16 protein-coding genes and 1 pseudogene are annotated in these 20,149 nt (G+C 72.3%); 11 read left to right on the top strand and 6 right to left on the bottom strand.

Annotation, left to right across the window (positions count from 1 at the left end; all coding sequences use genetic code 11):
- Positions 1 to 277 precede the first annotated feature (277 nt).
- Positions 278 to 1,645, top strand: a complete 1,368-nt coding sequence (locus ACTWQI_RS28550) for a 6-phospho-beta-glucosidase (RefSeq protein ID WP_443274800.1) — start codon at positions 278 to 280, stop codon at positions 1,643 to 1,645.
- 45 nt (positions 1,646 to 1,690) lie between these two features.
- Here the strand turns inward: ACTWQI_RS28550 and ACTWQI_RS28545 are convergent, their stop codons facing one another.
- Genes ACTWQI_RS28545 through ACTWQI_RS28535 form a run of 3 tightly spaced genes read right to left on the bottom strand, consistent with a single transcriptional unit; the run spans position 1,691 to position 4,323 of the window.
- Positions 1,691 to 2,716 (bottom strand): NAD(P)/FAD-dependent oxidoreductase, encoded by a 1,026-nt coding sequence (locus tag ACTWQI_RS28545; protein WP_443274798.1) that lies wholly within the window; start codon positions 2,714 to 2,716, stop codon positions 1,691 to 1,693.
- The gene (locus ACTWQI_RS28540; RefSeq protein ID WP_443274797.1) at positions 2,713 to 3,252 is read right to left on the bottom strand and encodes an isoprenylcysteine carboxyl methyltransferase family protein; all 540 of its coding nucleotides are present in this window, start codon (positions 3,250 to 3,252) and stop codon (positions 2,713 to 2,715) included. Before ACTWQI_RS28540 ends, ACTWQI_RS28545 begins: the two co-directional genes overlap by 4 nt.
- A 12-nt stretch (positions 3,253 to 3,264) precedes the next feature.
- Positions 3,265 to 4,323, bottom strand: coding sequence for a type III polyketide synthase (locus tag ACTWQI_RS28535; RefSeq protein ID WP_443274795.1), 1,059 nt, complete (start codon positions 4,321 to 4,323; stop codon positions 3,265 to 3,267).
- Between the two features lie 170 nt (positions 4,324 to 4,493).
- Between ACTWQI_RS28535 and ACTWQI_RS28530 the strand changes: the two genes are divergently transcribed.
- The 3 genes from ACTWQI_RS28530 (at position 4,494) to ACTWQI_RS28520 (ending at position 7,693) form a co-directional block, all read left to right on the top strand.
- Positions 4,494 to 5,384, top strand: coding sequence for a UbiA family prenyltransferase (locus tag ACTWQI_RS28530; RefSeq protein WP_443274793.1), 891 nt, complete (start codon positions 4,494 to 4,496; stop codon positions 5,382 to 5,384).
- Positions 5,385 to 5,456: 72 nt separating this feature from the next.
- Positions 5,457 to 6,524: a zinc-dependent alcohol dehydrogenase family protein gene (locus ACTWQI_RS28525; protein WP_443274791.1), complete on the top strand. Its 1,068-nt coding sequence runs from the start codon at positions 5,457 to 5,459 to the stop codon at positions 6,522 to 6,524.
- 170 nt (positions 6,525 to 6,694) lie between these two features.
- Positions 6,695 to 7,693, top strand: a complete 999-nt coding sequence (locus tag ACTWQI_RS28520) for a sigma-70 family RNA polymerase sigma factor (protein WP_443274789.1) — start codon at positions 6,695 to 6,697, stop codon at positions 7,691 to 7,693.
- Here ACTWQI_RS28520 and ACTWQI_RS28515 read toward each other — a convergent pair.
- Together ACTWQI_RS28515 and ACTWQI_RS28510 are read right to left on the bottom strand one after the other, a co-directional pair.
- Positions 7,604 to 8,038 (bottom strand): STAS domain-containing protein, encoded by a 435-nt coding sequence (locus ACTWQI_RS28515; RefSeq protein ID WP_443274788.1) that lies wholly within the window; start codon positions 8,036 to 8,038, stop codon positions 7,604 to 7,606. The two genes, ACTWQI_RS28520 and ACTWQI_RS28515, sit on opposite strands and share 90 nt — an antisense overlap.
- A 92-nt stretch (positions 8,039 to 8,130) precedes the next feature.
- Positions 8,131 to 10,650, bottom strand: coding sequence for a SpoIIE family protein phosphatase (locus ACTWQI_RS28510; RefSeq protein WP_443274787.1), 2,520 nt, complete (start codon positions 10,648 to 10,650; stop codon positions 8,131 to 8,133).
- Between the two features lie 272 nt (positions 10,651 to 10,922).
- Here ACTWQI_RS28510 and ACTWQI_RS28505 point away from each other — a divergent pair, with 272 nt between their 5' ends.
- From ACTWQI_RS28505 to ACTWQI_RS28480, 6 genes and pseudogenes are all read left to right on the top strand, one after another.
- On the top strand, positions 10,923 to 12,002 hold the full coding sequence (locus ACTWQI_RS28505; RefSeq protein ID WP_443274842.1) for an aldo/keto reductase: 1,080 nt from the start codon (positions 10,923 to 10,925) through the stop codon (positions 12,000 to 12,002).
- Entirely contained in the window at positions 11,999 to 12,310 is a 312-nt protein-coding gene (locus ACTWQI_RS28500) for an L-rhamnose mutarotase (RefSeq protein WP_443274786.1), read from the top strand. The genes ACTWQI_RS28505 and ACTWQI_RS28500 overlap by 4 nt, the downstream gene beginning before the upstream one ends.
- Before the next feature lie 5 nt (positions 12,311 to 12,315).
- The gene (locus tag ACTWQI_RS28495; protein ID WP_443274784.1) at positions 12,316 to 13,200 is read left to right on the top strand and encodes an amidohydrolase family protein; all 885 of its coding nucleotides are present in this window, start codon (positions 12,316 to 12,318) and stop codon (positions 13,198 to 13,200) included.
- A 109-nt stretch (positions 13,201 to 13,309) separates the two neighbouring features.
- Positions 13,310 to 14,203: pseudogene (locus ACTWQI_RS28490) on the top strand (glycoside hydrolase family 16 protein); the annotation flags it as partial.
- Between the two features lie 492 nt (positions 14,204 to 14,695).
- On the top strand, positions 14,696 to 15,481 hold the full coding sequence (locus tag ACTWQI_RS28485; RefSeq protein ID WP_443274840.1) for an HAD family hydrolase: 786 nt from the start codon (positions 14,696 to 14,698) through the stop codon (positions 15,479 to 15,481).
- Between the two features lies 1 nt (position 15,482).
- Complete coding sequence (locus tag ACTWQI_RS28480; protein WP_443274782.1) at positions 15,483 to 17,894, top strand: glycoside hydrolase family 65 protein; 2,412 nt, start codon at positions 15,483 to 15,485, stop codon at positions 17,892 to 17,894.
- Between the two features lie 53 nt (positions 17,895 to 17,947).
- Here the strand turns inward: ACTWQI_RS28480 and ACTWQI_RS28475 are convergent, their stop codons facing one another.
- The gene (locus tag ACTWQI_RS28475; RefSeq protein ID WP_443274780.1) at positions 17,948 to 19,198 is read right to left on the bottom strand and encodes an FUSC family protein; all 1,251 of its coding nucleotides are present in this window, start codon (positions 19,196 to 19,198) and stop codon (positions 17,948 to 17,950) included.
- A gap of 145 nt (positions 19,199 to 19,343) precedes the next feature.
- Between ACTWQI_RS28475 and ACTWQI_RS28470 the strand changes: the two genes are divergently transcribed.
- A complete protein-coding gene (locus tag ACTWQI_RS28470; RefSeq protein ID WP_443274778.1) occupies positions 19,344 to 20,108 on the top strand; it encodes a VOC family protein in 765 nt (254 codons plus the stop codon).
- Positions 20,109 to 20,149 lie beyond the last annotated feature (41 nt).

Raw genomic sequence — 20,149 nt, 5'->3', positions numbered from 1 at the left:
TCATCGAGAAAAAGCGGGCCGGTGCCGGGTACGCCCGGCCACGGCCCGAAGAAATGGCCGAGTCCCGGTGAACGTGCCATGATCGCGGCGAGCGACCGGGCGGTGCTGATCGCGGATGCGGGAACTCCCCCCTACCTCCCCCTGGGGGTACCCCCACCCGGCAGCGGCATGGCGCGCGTCAGCGGACCGGAGGACGTCAACGCGACGGTGACCCATCCCTCGACGGATCCGGCCCCTGTGCCGCGCACCGCGAGGCGGGTGTGGAGGTGGTCGAGGCATGAAGCTGACGATTCTGGGCGGCGGTGGATTCCGCGTCCCCCTCATCTACCGGGCGTTGTTGGGCGACCGGGGCGAGGGGCGGGTCACGCAGGTGACCCTGTACGACCTCGACGCCGCGAGGCTGTCGGCCATCGGCCGTGTCCTCGCCCAACAGGCCGAGAGCCTGGCCGCGGGGACCCCGACAGAGTTCGCCCGGCCTCCTGAGGTCACCGTCACCACCGACCTCGACGCGGCGCTTCAGGGCGCCGACTTCGTCTTCTCGGCCATCCGCGTCGGCGGGCTCGAAGGGCGGGCGGCCGACGAGCGCATCGCCTTGGCCGAGGGCGTCCTGGGCCAGGAGACCGTCGGCGCGGGCGGCATCGCGTACGGCCTGCGTACGGTCCCGGTCGCCGTCGGCATCGCCCGGCGGATCGCGGCGCTCGCTCCCGAGGCCTGGGTCATCAACTTCACCAACCCTGCGGGGCTCGTCACCGAAGCGATGTCCCGTCACCTCGGCGACCGGGTCATCGGCATCTGCGACTCGCCCGTCGGCCTCGGCCGGCGCGTCGCCCGCGCGCTCGGCGTGCATCCCGACGAGGCGTGGGTCGACTACGCGGGCCTCAATCACCTCGGCTGGCTCCGCGGGCTGCACGTCGCCGGACGCGACCAACTGCCCCGCCTGATGGCCGACACCGAGGCCCTCACCTCCTTCGAGGAGGGCAGGCTCTTCGGCGCCGCATGGCTGCGCTCGCTCGGCGCCGTCCCCAACGAGTATCTGCACTACTACTACTTCACCCGCGAGGCGGTGCAGGCGGCGCGAGAGGCGAAGCAGACCCGGGGCGCGTTCCTCCGTGACCAGCAGCAGCACTTCTACGAGGCCGTGGCGCGTGGTGACGAGCCCCCGCTGCAGGCGTGGGACCGCACCCGCGCGGAGCGCGAGGCCACGTACATGGCCGAGAACCGTGAGGTCGCGGGGATCGGTGAACGCGACGCCTGCGACCTGGAGTCCGGCGGCTACGAGCAGGTCGCCCTCGCCCTGATGCGGGCCATCGCCAGGAACGAGCACACCACGCTCATCCTCAACGTCCGCAATCGCAGCACGCTGTCGGTGCTGGACGCCGACGCCGTCATCGAAGTGCCCTGCCGCGTGGACGCGGACGGCGCCCACCCCGTCTCCGTCGCCCCGCTGCCCTACCACGCCACCGGCCTCGTCTGCGCCGTCAAGGCGGTCGAGCGCGAGGTCATGGCCGCCGCGGAGAGCGGCTCCCGTGCGGCCGCCGTCAAGGCCCTCGCCCTCCACCCGCTCGTCGACTCCGTGCACATCGCCCGCCGGCTCCTGGAGGGCTACCTGAACGAGCACCCGGGGCTCGGCTATCTGCGCGGCTGAGCCCCGACCGCCCTTGGTACGGCTGCGGCACATCAGCAGACCGCCTCATTGCAGTGCGCGCACCGCGGCCCTGAAGACCGAGGGCAGGCCGGCCGCAGCGGGAACGATCAGGCGAGAGCTGCTCTCCCGCGCGCTCAGGCGGAGCAGAGCCGTGGTCAGCAGCCGGTGCGTCCGGGAGAGACGGCGCCACACCGACTCGTAGCGGTGCGGGCAACCTGTGCGGATGCAGTGCACGGCCGCCTCGGCCGAGGAGAGGGCGAGGGCGATGCCTTCGCCGGTCAGCGCGTCGACGTAGCCGGCCGCGTCGCCGACCAGGAGGACCCGTCCGGCGACCCGGGCACGTGCGCGGCGGCGCATCGGCCCCGCTCCGCGAACCGGCGTGGCCGGTGGCGCGCCGAGCAGGGGAGCCAGGCGGGGGAAGTGCTCGAGGTGGGTGGTGTAGTCATGGCGTTCAGTGGTCAGGACGGCCACGCCGACCAGATCCGCGGCGACCGGGGTCACGTAGGCCTCGCCGCGCGGGGACCAGTGCACTTCGACGCGGTCCGTCCAGGGCGTGACCCGGAAGTGGCGCCGCAGGCCGTACCTGCGTGCCGTCCGCGGGTGCGGGAGGTCGAGGCCCAGGGCCCTGCGGACGGGCGAATGCAGACCATCCGCGGCGATCATCCACCGGGCCCGCCAGCCGGCCGCCGACACCCAGTCGGGCCCCTGCCGTACGCCGTCGACCCGGCCCGTCGCCAACTCGACGCCGACTTCGGCCGCGCGCCGGACCAGCGCCGTGTGCAGCTCGGTGCGCCGGACCCCGAGACCGTACCCGCCGTGGAACACGGCCTCGGCGCAGCGCTGCCCGTCCAGATAGCGGATTCCGTGGAGCGGGCGGCCGCCCAGAGGGGCGATGTCGACTCCCAGCGAGCGAAGGGACCGCACTCCGCTCGGCATGATCCCCTCCCCGCACGCCTTGTCGACCGGAGCCCGGCGCGGTTCGACCACCACGGTCCGCAGCCCCGCCAGGGCGGCGTGAACGCCGGCGGCCAGCCCCGCGGGCCCGCCTCCGGCCACCAGGAGGTCGATCACGCTCGTACGCCCGGGGAGGGCCGGGAATCCGCGGCGGCCGAGAGCGCGGCCTCCTCGCAGCGGATGCGGGTGGTGAGCAGCGCGGTGTTGCCCACCGCGAAGACGGCTGCGGTGCACCATGCGCCGTGCACGAGGGGGAGGGCGACCCCTTCGGCCGCCACGGCGACGTAGTTGGGGTGGCGCAGCCAGCGGTACGGGCCGCGGGTCACGCGCGGCAGGCCGGGCACCACGATCACCCGGGTGTTCCATCGGGGTCCCAGCGTGCCGATGCACCACCAGCGGAGCGCCTGCGCGGCCACGACGACCGCGACCATCGACCAGCCCACCAGGGGCACGAAAGGCCTCCCGGCCGCCCACGCCTCGTACAGACACCCGGCGAGCAGGCCCGTGTGCAGGAGCACCATGGCCGGGTAGTGCCCTTGCCCCGACTCCACACCACCCCGCGCCAGGCTCCACCGGGAGCTCCGCCGGGCGACCGCCAGTTCGGCCATACGCTCGGCCGCGACCGCGAGGACGAGCACCGTGTACCAGATCACCGTGTCCCCGATTCACCAGCGCAGCAGGACGAGTTCGGAGCAGAAGCCGGGGCCGAGGGCGAGCATGAGGCCCGGTGTTCCCGCCGGCGGAGGCTGTTCCCGGAGGGTGTCGCGCAGGACGTGGAGCACCGAGGCGGACGAGAGGTTCCCCACCTCCGCCAGCGACCGCCAGGTGACGTCCAGCGCGCCGTCGGGCAGGGCGAGCGTCTCCGCCACGGCCTCCAGGACTCGGGGTCCCCCGGGATGGCACACCCAGGTGGTGATGTCGTGCCGCTTCAGATCGTGGTCACTGAGGAAGTCGTCGACGTCGTCGGCGAGATGGCGGCGTACGACATCGGGGACCGTGGAGTCGAGCACCACGCGGAAGCCGGTGGCGGAGACGTCCCAGCCCATGACCCGCTCGGTGTCCGGGTAGAGGCGGCTGCGGGTGGCCACCACGGTCGGGCCCGGCGGCAGCGGCCGCCGCGCGGTACCGCAGGCCACGACCGCGGCCGCGCCGTCCCCGAAGAGCGCACTGGCCACGAGGTTGGCCGGTGAGGCGTCGTCGCGCTGAAAGGTCAGCGAGCACAGCTCCACCGAGAGCAGCACGGCGACGTGCTCCGGCCAGCCCCGGAGATAGTCGTGAAGCCGGCCGACGCCCGCCGCCCCGGCGACACATCCGAGCCCGAAGACGGGCAGCCGCTTGACGTCCTGCCGCAGGCCGAGCCGGCCGACGAGACGGGCGTCGACCGAGGGGGCCGCGATGCCCGTCACCGAGGTGAACACCAGCAGATCGACCGCGCGGGGGGAGATTCCGGCGGCGTCCAGCGCGCCCTCCACCGCTTGGGCACCGAGATCCCCGGCGGCGGTGACGAAAACGTCGTTGACCGCCCCGAAGTCGCCCAGCGCGGCGTACTCCCGGAGCGGCAGCACCGTATGGCGGGAGCGGACCCGCGCGGCGGCGTGCAGGCGGTCGAGAAGCGCCCGGTCCGCACCGTCGGACAGGCACGTACGGGCCGTCATATCGGTGATGGCACGCTGCTCGTGCCGGTACGGCGCCAGAACTCCGTGCACGGCGGCGATGCGGCTCATCCGGCTTCCCTGATCGGACGGGATGGATCCCCATCGACGTCCCCCGGGAACTCTCCGGCCATGCCTGGGGGCACCCGACCGGGGGAACGCGCCCAGGCGTACGCGCTGCGCTCCGCTGTGAGGTCGGTGAGGTCCCCGCCGTGCCGTCCCAGGGCTCGTACGATCCGGGCGTGGCACCTGAAAACCCGTCACGAACCCTTGAGATCGCGCCCCCGTACCACTGGACCGGCGGCATGCTGCGAGCCTGCCACCCGGTCCCGACCGCCGCGGTGACCTTGCTGGTCACCGCGCTCGCGGTGGGCTCGGGGAGGAGCGGAGCGGGGTGCGCCCTGGTGGCGGGGGCGGTGCTGGCAGGGCAGCTCTCCATCGGGTGGTGCAACGACGCGACGGACGCGGTCCGCGACACCGCCGTCGGCCGGTCCGCCAAGCCGGTGGCGGCGGGGGCGGTGTCCGTCGCGGCCGTCCGGGCAGCGGCGGTGATCGCCCTCGCCCTGTGCGTGCCGCTCTCCCTGGCCTCCGGTGCGCTCGCCGGAACCGCTCACCTCGTGGGGGTCGGTGCGGGCTGGGCCTACAACCTGCGGCTCAAGGCCACGCCGTGGTCCTGGTTCCCGTACGCGGTGGGCTTCGGCAGTCTGCCCGCCTTCATCTCCCTCGGCCTGCCCGGACAGCCCTGGCCACCCTGGTGGCTGGTCGCGGCGGCGGCGCTGCTGGGTGTGGGGGCGCACCTGGCCGACGTGCTGCCGGACATCGACGACGACCTGCGGACCGGGGTGCGCGGGTGTCCGCAGCGGCTGGGTCCCTCCGGGGTGCGGCTGCTGCTCGCGGTGCCTCTGGTGGCGGCGTCGGCGCTGCTGGTCCTGGCCGGTCCCGCGCGGATCGGACAGGGTGATCCGTCGGCCGTGTCTGTGGTCCGGGTGATCGCGGTCTCGGTGATCGCGGTGCTGGCGGCCGGGGGAGCGTGGGCGGGGCGGGTCCACCCGAGAGCGCCGTTCCTGACGGCGATCACCGTCGCCATGGTCGATGTGGGGCTCCTGCTGTGGCGGGGATCCGGTCTGGCCTGACTGGCCGCACCCCCGGGCTCCCCCGGGGAGAAGCTTCGCTATGTTGAGGGCCCCAAGCGAAGGAGTGGACCGGTGCGCGCCGTGGTGTTCGAGGAGTTCGGACGGGATCCGGAGGTCCGGGAGGTGCCCGACCCGGAGCCGGCGCGGCAAGGTGCCGTGGTGCGCGTCGAGGCGACTGGGCTGTGCCGCAGCGACTGGCACGGGTGGATGGGGCACGACCCGGACATCCAGCTGCCGCACGTGCCCGGCCATGAGCTCTCCGGAGTGGTCGAGGCGGTCGGTTCGGAGGTCACGAACTGGCGCGCGGGCGATCGGATCACGGTGCCGTTCGTGTGCGCCTGCGGGCGCTGCCCGGCGTGCGCGGAAGGCGCCCAGCAGGTGTGCGAGCGGCAGACCCAGCCGGGCTTCACGCACTGGGGGTCCTTCGCCGAGCACGTCGCCATCGAGCACGCCGACGTCAACCTCGTCAGCATCCCGGAGGACATGTCGTACGCCACGGCGGCCGGTCTCGGCTGCCGTTTCGCCACCGCGTTCCGCGCCGTCGTGGCGCAGGGGCGGGTCAGCCCCGGCGAGTGGGTGGCGGTGCACGGGTGCGGCGGGGTGGGGCTCTCGGCGGTCATGATCGCGGTCGCCTGCGGAGCCCGCGTCGTCGCCGTGGACGTCTCGCACGAGGCGCTGGAGCTGGCCCGGAGCTTCGGGGCCGCGGTCTGCATCGACGCGTCGTCGGTACCGGGAGGCGTGGCGGATGCGGTCCTGGAGGCCACCGGCGGCGGGGCGCACGTGTCCCTCGACGCGCTCGGCAGCCCGCAGACCTGTGCTGCCTCGATCAACGGCCTGCGCCGCCACGGCCGGCACGTACAGGTCGGACTTCTGCCGTCGGTCGCCGGGGATCCGGCGCTTCCGATGGCGCGGGTCATCGCGCTGGAGCTGGAGGTGCTCGGCAGCCATGGCATGGCCGCGCACGATTACCCGCCGATGATGGAGATGGTCAGCTCGGGAGCGCTCCGCCCCGATCTGCTCATCACCTCCACCATCGGTCTCGACGACGCGGCCGAGGCCCTGGTCGCCATGGGTACGAAGCCGGGCACGGGCGTCACGGTCATCGAACCGTGGCGCACGACGCCCGCTTCCCGGCCGTAACGGCCGTAACGGCCGGAACCGTCGGGTCCCACCACGCCCTCCGTACGGGGGCAGGTGGCGGCACGGCGGCGGCGAGGGTTCACGGCGGCCCACGGTTTCCAGGGGCCGGTTGTCAGCGGGGGCGCCTATCGTGAGGAGCATCGACCACCGGGCGGACGAAGGGGCCCTCGATGAGTGACGTCGTAGCAACCGAAGGCGCAGTTCCGAGCGGACCTGTTGAGCTCCGGCTGGAGCAGCATCGCGTGGAGCTGACCGGTTACTGCTACCGGATGCTGGGGTCGGCGTTCGAAGCGGAGGACGCCGTGCAGGAGACGATGGTGCGGGCGTGGCGCGCCTTCGACCGCTTCGAGGGCCGGTCCGCGCTCCGGTCGTGGCTCTACCGCATCGCGACCAACGTCTGCCTCGACATGCTGAACGGGAGCAAGCGCCGCGCTCGCCCCATGGATCTCTCGTCCCCGTCGTCCGCCTCCTCGGCGCTGAGCCCCCCGCTGCCGGAGGTCACCTGGGTCGAGCCCATGCCCGACGGTCGTGTGCTGCCGGAGGTCGGCGACCCTGCGGAGCTGGCCCTGGCGCGCGAGTCGGTCCGGCTCGCGTTCGTTGCCGCGCTGCAGCACCTCGCGCCCAGGCAGCGGGCCGTGCTGATCCTGCGCGAGGTGCTGGCCTGGAAGGCGAGCGAGGTCGCCGAGCTGCTGGGCACCACGGTCGCCTCCGTGAACAGCGCGTTGCAGCGCGCGCGGGCGACGCTCGCCGCGAGCGAGGTCACCGCCGCGGACCCGGCCGATCCGTTGGACGAGGACCAGCGCGCGCTGCTGGCGCGTTATGTGGACGCCTTCGAGCGGTACGACATGGATCTGCTCACTGCGGTGCTGCACGAGGACGCGACGCTGTCGATGCCGCCGTACGACCTGTGGCTGCGCGGTCGTGGCGAGATTCGTGCCTGGATGCTCGGGACCGGCATAGGGTGCCGGGGGTCTCGCCTGGTGCCTGTCCTGGCCAATGGTTCGCCCGCCTTCGGGCAGTACCGTCCCGGCGGTCCCGACGGAGGTTTCGAGCCATGGGCGCTTCAGGTCCTCGAGGTCTCAGACGGGCGGATCACCGGACTCAACTCCTTCCTGGACACCGCGCACCTGTTCCCGCTGTTCGGACTGCCCTCCCGGCTCGAGTCCTAGGTCCGTGGCCGGCGGAAGAAGATCGTCCAGCCCGGCCCAGGCGAGGAGGTTCCGCAAGGCCGTGTCGGCGTGGCACAGCCTGATCCGCCGGCCGAGGCGCCGGGCGGTGAGCTGCATCCTGGCCAGTGCCTCGAGCGCGGCCAGGTCCGCTGCCAGCGAGCCCACGTCCACGGTGACCCGGTCGGCGTTCGCATGCTCCAGAAGCAGCAGCCGCAGCCGCTCGCACAGGAGTGGGACGTCGGCGCGGGCGACCGGACCGGCGACGGTGAGGACGACCGTGCTCCCTTCCTGGGGCGGTCCGGATCCACTCGCGGTGAGCGCGGTGTGCTCCTCGGGATCGGCCAACGTCGGCCTCCTCTCAGGGATGGTCCCTCAGAGGTGACCGGTCGGCCGCCGGAAACTCATCGTCAGCGACCGTGCACGGGGAGCGGGACGTGTCAGGCAGCGGCACCGGGGAGCCGCGCCGCCCGGTTCGGGAAAGCCTGTTCCGTCCAGATCGTCTTGCCCGACGGCATGTAGCGCGTCCCCCAGCGCTGGACCATCTGCGCCACGATGAACAGGCCCCGGCCGCCCTCGTCGTCACTGGCGCTGTAGCGCAGGTGGGGCGAGGTATGGCCGCCGTCGGAGACCTCACAGAGCAGGGTGCGGTCGCGGATGAGGCGGAGGTGGACCGGGCCGGCAGCGTGCCGGATCGCGTTCGTGACCAGCTCGCTGACGACGAGTTCGGTGGAGAACGCCAGCTCTTCCAGGCCCCACGCCGTGAGCTGTGACGTCGCCAGCGTCCGGGCCTCCCCGGCCGACGCCGGGTCGGTGGGCAGCTCCCACACCGCCACCTGCTCCGCCCCCAGCTCCCGGGTGCGTACGAGGAGCAGGGCCGCGTCGTCGGTCGCCGGCCCCCTGGGCAGGAGCTCTGCCAGCGCCCGGTCGCACAGCTCCTCCAGCGAGTCCCGGTGGTCGGTGAGCACGTCGCCGAGCATGTCGAGAGCGGCCTCGATGTCCTGGTCGTGCGTGCCGACCAGACCGTTGGTGAACAGGGCGATGAGGCTGCCGTCGGGAAGGGTGACGTCCAGCGACTCGAAGGGCAGGCCGCCCAGCCCCAGGGGCGGCCCCACGGGCAGATCGGGAAGCGAACGGCGCCCCTCGGCGTCGACCACCACGGGGGGCAGATGGCCCGCACGGGCCATGGTGCACCGCCGGGAGACGGGGTCGTACACGATGTACAGGCAGGTCACGCCGAGGGCCGGGTCGTCCTCGGAGCCGCCGCCGACGCCGCCGATCTCGGGTCGTCCCGCCTCCTCCCGCTCCTCGGCGCCCTGCCCCACGAGGTCGTCCAGGCGCGAGAGCAACTCGTCGGGGGCGAGGTCCAGCCGGGCCAGAGCGCGCACCGTCGTGCGCAGCCGGCCCATCGTGGCGGCGGCGTGCAGCCCGTGCCCCACGACGTCGCCGACCACCAGGCCGACCCGCGTCCCGGAGAGCGGGATGACGTCGAACCAGTCGCCGCCGACGCCGACCACATGGTCGGTAGGCAGATAGCGGTACGCCACATCGACGGCCGACTGCTGAGGGACGTGCCGCGGCAGCAGATTCCGCTGCAGGGTGAGGGCGGCGGTGCGCTCCCGGGTGTAGCGGCGGGCATTGTCCATGCACACCGCGGTGCGGGCCACCAGCTCGTCGGCGAGGGAGAGTTCGTCGCGGTCGAACGGGTCCGGCGTCTCGCCGCGCAGGAGCGTGACGAGGCCCATCGTGACGCCGCGGGCGCGCAGCGGCACGACGAGACAGGAGTGGACGCCGGGCTCACCCGGTACCCGCGATTCCCTGGTCCCGCCCACCAGGAGGGCCGAGTCCGAGGACAGGCAGCGGGACTGGGGGGAGTCCGGTGCGTAGCTCACCCGGCGTGGCGCCTGTGGCTTCCGCTGCACGGCGCTCTCGTCGGTCTCCCCTTCCACGACAGGCAGGCTCGACGCTTCGGCGAGGCGTACGAGCGGCTGTGCGGGGCCGGCACCCGGGTGCGGCTCCTCGCCATCCAGAACGGTCTCCATCAGATCGACCATGACGGAGTCGGCGAACCGCGGGACGACCACATCGGTGACCTCCTGCGCCGTGGTCGCCATGTCCAGGGTGGTGCCGATGCTGCCTCCGGCCCGCACCAGCAGGGCCAGCCGCTGCTGTGCCCGATAGCGGTCCGTGATGTCGAAGGCGTCCTCGCACAGACCCAGGGTGTGGCCCCGGGCGTCCTGCAGCCGGTAGTAGGAGCAGGACCAGACGTGATCGACATCCGGGTCCGTGGGCGGGCGGGCCCGGAAGTGCACATCGACGACGGGTTCACCGGTGGCGAGCACGTAGCGCATGACCTCGTTGAGGGTGCGCGGATACCCTTCGGTCAGAAACTCGCCGCCTGGGTACAGCTCGTCCGCACGCTTGCCCACGTAGTCCGCGAGCCCCAGGCCGACCTCACGCTCGGAGGCGGCGTTCGCCCAGGCCAGGCGGAGGTCGGTGTCGTAGATGGCGAGCCAGACGGGAGACTGCGTGGCCAGTCCGTGGAGCATCGCCTGATGGGCCTCCCACACGCGGAGTTCCTCGAGTTCGGTCACCAGGAGAATCCGGGCTGGTCCCTCGCCGCCATGGGCCAGCGGACACGTCGTCGTCACCACTTGCACCACGTGTCCGGCCTGGTGACGGGCGATACGGGCCTCGCTGCGGCCCATCGGGGCGACGACATCCCCGAGCATCAGGGGCTCCGGGGTCGGCCGGCCGACGAGCAGCACATCCACCCGTTGCCCGATGATCTCTTGCGGCGGGTATCCGAGGAGCTCCTGAGCGGCCGGGCTCCAGCCGATGATCACGTCCCGGGCATCGAGCACTGCCGTAGCCGCCCGGGTGACATCGAGAGGTCCCCGGAAGTCGACGCCTTCGGCCACGTTCCACGCGCTCAGGGCATCAGCCCAGCCCGGACTCATCACCTACAGAATCGATCCTGATCAAGGCGGACACAACCGCAGCGCCCGAGATGGGAAGAGATGGGGCCCCAGGAGGTCGCCGACGGCCGGGGACCTGCCCATCACTCGCTCGGTACATCGGATGACGTCACGAAGACCTCGCCCTGCCTCGGCCCGTAGAAGCGGTTGACAGAGGCTCGTCAGGGCTCGATCATCAGACATCCGATGAATCTCACCGACGCGTGCGCCGCCGCATGGCCGTGGAGAGGTGACAGGTGAGACGCGACGAGGGCATGCGACGGAACCGGATCGGGCGGAGCGGAGTCGAGGTCACCGAGCTGTCGTTCGGCGCGGCCGGAATCGGCGGCCTCTACACCGAGGTCGCCGAGGAGGCTGCCGCGGCGGCTGTCGACGCCGCGTGGGACGCGGGCATCCGCTTCTTCGACACCGCGCCCCACTACGGGCTCGGCCTGTCCGAGCGGCGGCTCGGCGCCGCGCTGCGCACCCGGCGCCGTGCCGAGTACGCCGTGTCCACCAAGGTGGGGCGCCTCCTGGTACCCCACGACGGGGGCGGCGACGACCTGGCCAACGGCTTCGCCGTGCCCGCGACCCACCGCCGGGTCTGGGACTTCAGCGCCGACGGGGTGCGGCGCAGCCTCGAGGCGAGCCTGGAGCGGCTCGGCCTCGACCGGATCGACATCGCCTTCCTGCACGACCCCGACGACTTCGCCGACCAGGCCTTTCGCGAGGCCTATCCGGCGCTGGAACGGCTGCGGGCGGAAGGGACCGTCGGTGCGATCGGCGCCGGCATGAACCAGTCCGCGATGCTGACCCGCTTCGTATCCGAGACGGATGTCGACGCCGTCCTGCTCGCCGGGCGCTACACCCTGCTCGACCAGAGCGGCCTCGACGAGCTGCTGCCCGCCGCGGCCGGGCGCGGCACGAGCGTGGTCATCGGCGGGGTGTTCAACTCCGGACTCTTGGCCGATCCGAGGCCGGGTGCGCGGTACGACTACGCCGACGTCCCCGCACCGGTGCTGGAGCGGGCGCTGAGCCTCGCCGCGGTGACGGGCCGTCACGGCGTGCCGCTGCGCGCCGCCGCACTGCAATTCCCGTACGGGCACCCGGCGGTCGCGAGCGTCCTGGTCGGCGCGCGCTCGGCCCAGGAGGTCGAGGACGCGGTGGCGATGCTGGGGGAGTCCCTTTCCGACGCCCTCTGGGACGAGCTGCGCAACGAGGGACTGCTGTGCTCCGGCGTGCCGGTGCCGGCAGGGGAGCGGGAATCGCGGAGCACACAGAACCGGCCCGGCGGTGGTGGGACCGGCGCCGTCGCGGCCGGAGCGAAGAGCCGGGCCGTCGGGGAGCCGTCATGAGGATCGCGTTGCACACCAGGGTCCGTGCCGACCGGATCGAGGAGTACGAGGCCGCACACCGCGAGGTGCCACAGGAGCTGGTGGCCGCCATCCGCGCCGCCGGTGCCACCTCCTGGACGATCTGGCGCAGCGGCACCGATCTCTTCCATGTGCTGGAGTGCACCGATTACGCCGCGCTCCTCCAGGAGTTGGAGAGACTCCCGGTCAACATCGCCTGGCAGGCGAGAATGACTGAACTTCTCGAGGTGACGCACGACTACTCGCCCGACGGCGCCGCCGCGGGCCTGCCCGTCGTATGGGAGCTCTGACCGCGATGTCCGGCCGCCAGATCCCGCCGCAGATCGTCGACGCACATCACCACGTCTGGGACCTGTCCGTACGCGACCAGCCGTGGATCACGGGTGAGGCGCTGGCACCGCTGCGGCGCACCTTCCGCCTCGAGGATCTCGAACCCGAGGCGCGCGCCGCCGGAGTCATCGGCACGGTGCTCGTCCAGACCGTCACGGTCCCGGAGGAGACCCCGGAGTTCCTGGCGCTCGCCGACGGCAGCGACCTGATCGCCGGGGTGGTCGGCTGGACCGATCTCACTGCGCCCGACGTGGACGACGCCCTGGCCGAGCTCCGCGAACTGCCGGGCGGCGACCGGCTGGTGGGGATCCGCCACCAGGTGCAGGGGGAGCCGGACCCGCGGTGGCTGCTTCGCCCGGAGGTGCGACGCGGCCTGGCGGCGGTCGCTGCTGCCGGTCTGGTCTACGACCTGGTGGTCCTGCCGCACCAGCTGCCCGCGGCGGTCGAGGCCGCTGAGATGCTGCCCGGCCTCACGTTCGTCCTGGACCACGGGGGCAAGCCACCCATCGTGGCCGGGGAGTTGCACCCCTGGGCGCACGACGTCCGTGCGCTGGGAGCACTGCCGAACACCGCGTGCAAGCTCTCGGGCCTGGTGACCGAGGCGGACTGGAAGGCGTGGACCGTCGACGACCTGCGCCCGTACGCGGACGTCGTGCTGGAGGCCTTCGGGCCGGGCCGGACGATGTTCGGCTCGGACTGGCCCGTCTGCCGCGTCGCGGCCTCGTACGCCGATGTGGTCGACGCCGCAGGGGACCTGACGGACGGTCTGAGTCCGGCCGAGCGGGCAGCGGTCTTCGCGGACACGGCCACCCGGATCTACGACCTGGAGTGGTCCATACCAAAGTCTTGACTGCCCTCTCGGTTCCCCCTAAAAGAGTTGAAGGTGCGAGCCGCCGTCACCGGCCCCGTTCCCCCCACTCTTGTATGCGGCGGCCCGAAAGGTGTGAATTGTCATGCGCATGAAGGACACCCGTCGTTCCCGACGCCGCCTGCTCCTGTCCGCCGTAGCCGTGCTGGCGGTCGGCTCGACGGCCATGACCGCCGGTCCCGCCGCCGCAGGACTCGTCGACGGACCCGCCAAGGATTCCCCGGCCGCGGCGGCCACCTTCGCCGACGAGTTCGACGGCCCCGCCGGATCCGCCGTCAACGGCGCCAAATGGCAGATCGAGACGGGCGATAACGTCAACAACCACGAGCGGCAGTACTACACCGCCGGCAACAAGAACGCGGCCCTCGACGGCAAGGGCAACCTGGTGATCACGGCACGCAAGGAGAACCCGGAGAACTACAACTGCTGGTACGGGCGCTGCGAGTACACCTCGGCCAGACTGAACACCGCGGGCAAGTTCACCGAGGCGTACGGCCATGTGGAGGCCCGGATCAAAGTGCCGCGCGGCCAGGGCATGTGGCCGGCCTTCTGGATGCTGGGCCATGACATAGGCCAGGTGGGATGGCCGAACTGCGGTGAGATCGACATCATGGAGAACATCGGCAAGGAGCCCAGCACCGTTCATGGCACGCTGCACGGCCCCGGCTACTCCGGCTCCGGCGGCATCGGTGCCGCCTACACCCTGCCCGGCGGCGAGGCCTTCGCCGACGCCTTCCACACCTTCGCCATCGACTGGGCGCCGAACTCCATCACCTGGTCGGTGGACGGCAAGGTCTACCAGCGCCGCACCCCCGCCGACCTCGGCGGCAAATCCTGGGTGTTCAACAAGCCGTTCTTCATCATCCTCAACCTCGCCGTCGGCGGGTACTGGCCCGGCGACCCCGACGGCAGCACCGTCTTCCCCCAGCAGATGATCATCGACTACGTGCGGGTCACCGCGAGCAACAGCGCCGCCGGCGCCACCGACCGGGACTCCGCGGCGAGCGGCACGTAAGCCGACGCGGCCGGGGGCGGACAGCGCGGGGGACTCGCGACACGCGGCGCTCCCGCACCCCTCGAACTCGACACGCCTGGTGTGCCGGTCACCGGACCGGCACACCAGGCGAAGCTCGCTGACTCGGGGGGCGCGGCTTGCCCAGCCGACTGTGCTCCGCGTCCCTCAGACTCGGTGTCCGCAGTGCCCCCAGGGGGAGTGCCGGGGAGTGGCCCTGCGGCAAACGCCCGGTCTGAGGCGTCGACAGGCCCCGGCCTGTCGGCGCCTTCGCACTCTGCTGGCCGGGGGCCGCTCTCCCGTGGTGCAGTGGAGGGAGAGGCCCCCGCTCAGGAGGGACCGTCGATGGCGCCGACACGGCCCCAGCTACCTCCCCCAGCTACCGCTGGGAGGTGCCCCCAGGGGTGCCCCCCAGCCCAGACCGGCACGGGCCACGGTGAACTCGTGCCGGACGCCCCTGCCCTGATGTCCGTCGCGGCCGTCGTCCTCGATACCGATGGAGTGATCACCGACTCGGCCCGGATCCACGCCGCCGCATGGAAGACGGCCTTCGACGCCTGCCTGCGGGCCGCCCCGCCGGGCGCGACCGAGGACCGTCGGCCGTTCGATCCCCGCGAGGACTACCGCCGTCATGTGGACGGCAAGTCCCGCCTCGACGGCGCCGCGGACTTCCTCGCGTCCCGGGGGCTGCACCTCCCTGCCGGAGAGCCCGGCGACGGACCCGGTACGTCGACCGTACGAGCGGTCGCCGCGCGTAAGGAACAGGTCTTCACCGAGCTGCTGCGCGACCAGGGCGCCGAAGCCTACCCCGGCACCGTTCGGCTGCTGGACGTGCTCGACCGGCGGGGCGTGCCGTACGCCGCCGTCTCGGCCTCGCGACACGCCCGAGAGCTGCTCTCGGCCGCCGGGATCCTGGGCCGGTTCCACGCCGTGGTGGACGGCACCGAGGCGGCGCGGCTGCGGCTGCCGGGCAAGCCCGATCCCGCGCTCTTCCTCGAGGCCGCGCGCCGGCTGGGCATCGAAGCGGCACGCACGGCCGTGATCGAGGACGCGCTCGCGGGTGTGGAAGCAGGCCGCCGGGGCGGATTCGGCCTGGTGATCGGGGTCGACCGGACAGCCGGGCCGAGTAGCGCCGCCGATCTGCGGGAGCACGGCGCGGACCTCGTCGTCCGGGACCTGGCCGAGCTGCTGACGGTCCCTGGCGCGCGCGACGCCCGTCCGCAGTCGCCACCAGCCGCAGAAGGCGGCTGAGATGCCGGGCTGGACCTGGGAGTACGAGGGCTACGACCCGACCGCCGAGCGGTTGCGGGAATCCCTGTGCACCCTGGGCAACGGCTACTTCGCCACCCGCGGCGCGGCGCCCGAGTGCGTCGCCGACGACGTGCACTACCCGGGAACGTACGCCGCGGGCTGCTACAACCGCCTGGTCTCGCTCGTCGCGGAGCGTCAGGTGGAGAACGAGGACATGGTCAACCTGCCCAACTGGCTCCCGCTGCGGTTCCGGGTCCGCGCCGACGACGGCTCCACCGCGTGGTTCTCCCCGGACACCGACGAGCTCATCGAGCACCGGCAGGTCCTGGACCTGCACGACGGCACTCTCACCCGCCGGATGCGATACGAGGACGCCGAGGGCCGGCGGCTCCTGGTCGACCAGATCCGGCTCGTGCACATGGCGGACCCCCATCTGGCCGGGCTGCGCACCGAGTTCACCACCGAGGGCTGGACCGGCGAGATCGAGGTGGAATCCGCACTGGACGGCGGCGTGACCAACGAGGGCGTGTACCGCTACCGCGATCTCGAAGGCGGCCATCTGACCCACGTCGAGACGGGTGCCATGGAAACGGGTGCCATGGAACCGGACACGATCTGGCTGCGCTGCCACACGACGACTTCGGACATCGGGATCGGCCTGGCCGCGCGGACCTCCGTCACCGGGCCCGCCACCACGACGTCCCGGCTGCACCTCGCCCACCCACGCGTCGCGCTCCTGCTGCACCTCCCGATCGCACCGGGGAGCCCGGCCACCGTCGACAAGGTCGTCTCGTTGTACACCTCCCACGACCCGGCGATCAGCGATCCCCTCCAGGCGGCCATGGACGGGGTGGTCGAGGCGCCCGGCTTCGCAGGCCTCCTCGACTCCCACCGCACGGCCTGGGAACAGCTCTGGCGGAACGCGGAGTTGGACGTGCCAGGCCAGGCCGGCGACATCCTGCGCCTCCACCTCTTCCACGTCCTGCAGACGCTCTCCCCGCACACCGCCGAACTCGACGTGGGCGTGCCGGCCCGCGGACTGCATGGCGAGGCGTACCGCGGTCATGTCTTCTGGGACGAGCTGTTCGTGCTGCCCTACCTCAATCTGCACTTCCCAGAAGTCTCGCGGGCCTTGCTGAACTACCGTCACCGGCGGCTGCCGCAGGCCTGCCGGATGGCCGGTGAGATCGGCCGGGCGGGCGCCCGGTATCCCTGGCAGAGCGGCAGCGACGGGCGTGAGGAGACCCAGGAGCTGCATCTGAACCCGCGGTCCGGCCGCTGGCTGCCGGACCATTCCCGGCTGCAGTACCACGTGGGTTCGGCCGTGGCATACAACGTGTGGCAGTACTGCCAGGCGACCGGCGACACCGAGTTCCTGCAGACCAAGGGCGCGGAGATGCTGCTGCAGATCGCCCGCTTCTGGGTGGACAGCGCCTTCTACGACACCGGTCTCGACCGCTACCGCATCCGCGGCGTGGTCGGGCCCGACGAGTACCACGACGGCTATCCCGACGCCGAGCAGCCGGGCCTGGACGACAACGCGTACACCAACGTCACGGCCGCGTGGGTGATCGCCCGCGCCCTCGACCTCGTACGCGACCTTCCGCAGCCGCGGTGGGAGGAGCTGCTCGAGCACATCGGCGTGACGCAGAGTGAGCTCGACCACTGGGAGGACGTCTCCCGGCGGCTGCGGGTGGCCTTCCACCAGGGCGTCATCAGCCAGTTCGACGGCTTCGGTGAGCTGGAGGAACTCGACTGGGAGGGCTACCGGAAGCGGTACGGCGACATCCGGCGACTGGACCGGATCCTTGAGGCCGAGGACGACACGGTCAACCGCTACCAGGCGTCCAAGCAGGCGGACGCGCTGATGCTCGGCTATCTGTTCTCCCCCGCTGAACTGGCCGGGCTCTTCCGGCGGCTCGGCTACACGCTGGACGACACGATCTGGCGCCGCACCGTCGACTACTACCTTCACCGCACCACCCACGGCTCCACCCTGAGCGGACTGGTGCACGGCTGGGTGCTGGCCAGAGTGCGCCGTGCCGAGTCGTGGAGCTTCGTCCGGGAGGCGCTCGAAGGTGACGTCGCCGACCTGCAGGGCGGCACGACCGGGGAGGGCATCCACCTCGGCGCGATGGCCGGGACATGCGACCTGGTCCAGCGCGGCCTGACCGGCCTGGAGACCCGTGAGGAGGCGCTCTGGCTGGACCCGGTGCCGCTGCCGGGGCTGTCCGAGTACGGGTTCTCGGTGCGCTATCGCGGGCACTGGGGCATCGATCTGCTACTGCGCCCGGGCCAGGTGCACATCGGCGTCCCGCCCTCGCCGGAGCCGCCCATCCGTGTGGTGCTGGCCGGCCGGTCGCTGCACATCGCCCCGGGCGAGCACCTGCGGCTCCTCCTGCCGTACGGGTGACTCCTGCCGTACGGGTGGCTCGCGCCGTACGGGCGATGGAGCCGATCAGCCCGTCATCCGCCGGTGAGGCGGCTCCACTTCCGGCCGGCCCGGCGGGCCACGCCGCGCAGCCGGTACATCCGGGAGGGCTGTCCGGGCTCCTGCCGGTGCCGATCGAGCTCCTCCGCCAGCCACTGGGAACGCCGCTCGACGTCCAGTTCGTTCAGGAGCCGGTCGACATTGGCCAGCAGGGCACCGTGCAGTTCCCACCGGTCCGGTTCCCGCTCGGTCTCGGTACGCAGCAGATCCGCGATCCGCTGCCGGTCGGCCCGCCCGTCGACCAGCGCCTGGGCCAGCTGCTCCTCCGCCACCTCGGCGTTGGAGCTGACCTGCGCCGTGATCAGCCGGCCGAAGCTGTCCACGGCGTCGGCGACATGGGTGAACAGCTCGCTCAGCGCTCCGGCCATCTCGCCCTCGTACACCGGTTCCGAACGCCGCCGGTGGGACAGGTCGGTGAGCGACCGGCACAGGGTCCGCAGCACCACGGCGCAGATCTCCAGGGTGTCGAGACCGCTGCGCAGGACCAGCCGGGCGAGCAGCCCCTCCCGGACCCGCGGATTGAAGCGCATGCTCTCGTCCGCGCGGGTCAGCGCGGCGTCGACATGGGCGATCTCGCCGTCGACGCCGCGTGCCTCATGGAGCCAGCGCACGGCATCGTCCCGCGTTGCCCCGCTCTCCAACTCCCGGCCGATCCGCATCAGCAGGGCCCGCATCCGGCGGGCCAGGTCGGCGATGGCCTGGCCCGCGGGCTCCACGTACACGGGCGGAGCCACGAGTGCGTTGAGGAGAATGCCGGCTGCCGCACCGATCAGCGTCTCGGCCACCCGGCTCCAGGCCATCTGCGCCACATGGCTGACGCCCAGCACGAGCATGGCACTGATCGCCACCTCGGGGACGAACTCGTCGACGCGCACGAGATGGCCGATGACCAGCGAGGCGAAGATGAGCAGCCCCAGGCTCCACCAGCTCAGACCCACCACGGCGCTGAACGCCGTGGCGACCAGCACGCCCGCGATCACGCTGTTGACCCGCCGGAGGCCGGTGGTCAGGGTGGCGTAGAGGCTGACCTGGACGACGAGGAGCGCCGTCAGCGGGGCGAGCAGCGGTGGCGGGCCCTCGTTGATGAGCAGGTCGGCGGCCGCGTAGGCCAACGTCGCGCCCACGGTGCAGCGCACCGTCTGTACGACGATCGGCTCGTTGCTCCGCTCCACGGCTCGGCGCGCGAGAACGGCGACGGACTCCGGGACGACTGGCACAGTTCCCATGTATCCCACGGGGCAGCGGGAGGAACCTAGGCCCCTGCGCATGCCGGGCCCGCCCGGCGGGCGGAGCGGTCCGGTCGGTGGCACAGTGGCGAACATGTCGGCGGCAGCGCGCGCGGTGCACGGAGCGCCGTGCTGGGTGAGCTTGATGACGCGCGACCTGGAGGCCGCGCAGCACTTTTATGGCGCGGTGCTGGGATGGACGTTCCGGCCGGGCTCCCTGGGGCCGGAGTTCTGCGTCGCCGTCGCCGACGGCGTCCCGGTCGCCGGCATCGGAGCGCTGGCTCAGACCATGGGCGTCCCGGTCGCCTGGACGGCCTACTTCGCCGTGGACAGCGCGGACGTGACGGCGGCCCGTATCAGAGAGCGCGGTGCCACGGTTGCGGTCGGACCGCTCAGCATCGGCCGAGGCCGGGCCGCGCTCGCGGCCGACCCGGACGGGGCCGTGTTCGGCTTCTGGGAGGGCTCGGTGCTCTCGGGCTGGCAGGTGGGACGTGGCAAGGCCCCCGCCTGGCTGGAGCTGCGCTCGCGCGACGCCTTCGCGTCGGCCATCTTCTACGGACAGGTCTTCGACTGGGCAACCGGCAAGCCGGGCGGTTGCGAGGTCGAGTACGAGGACGAGGCGGTGATCGTCAAGGCCGCGGGGCGCATGGTGGCGGGGCTGCGCGGCGGGGCCGTCGAGACCGACCCCGACCCGCAGGTACGACCGCGCTGGCACGTCTACTTCCGCGTGGACGACGTCGAGGCGGCCGCGGAGGCGGCGGTCGCGGCGGGGGGAACCGTCACCGTGCCGCCGGGTGACTCCTACATCGGGCGGGTGGCGACCATGCGCGACCCGCAGGGCGGGCTGTTCACGGTGACCACGGGCGCCGTGGAGGTCTCAACCTCGTCCGTGGCGCCGAGGGGGATCTAGCGCGGTCGAGGGCTTCCCGCGCGGCGTGGGTGCCCCAAGAG

Origin of the sequence: Streptomyces sp. KR80, assembly GCF_052245555.1 — a bacterium.
In the GTDB taxonomy this organism is placed as follows: Bacteria; Actinomycetota; Actinomycetes; order Streptomycetales; family Streptomycetaceae; genus Streptomyces.
The sequence above is the reverse complement of the archived record's forward strand: the minus strand, read 5'-3'. Positions and strand labels throughout refer to the sequence as shown.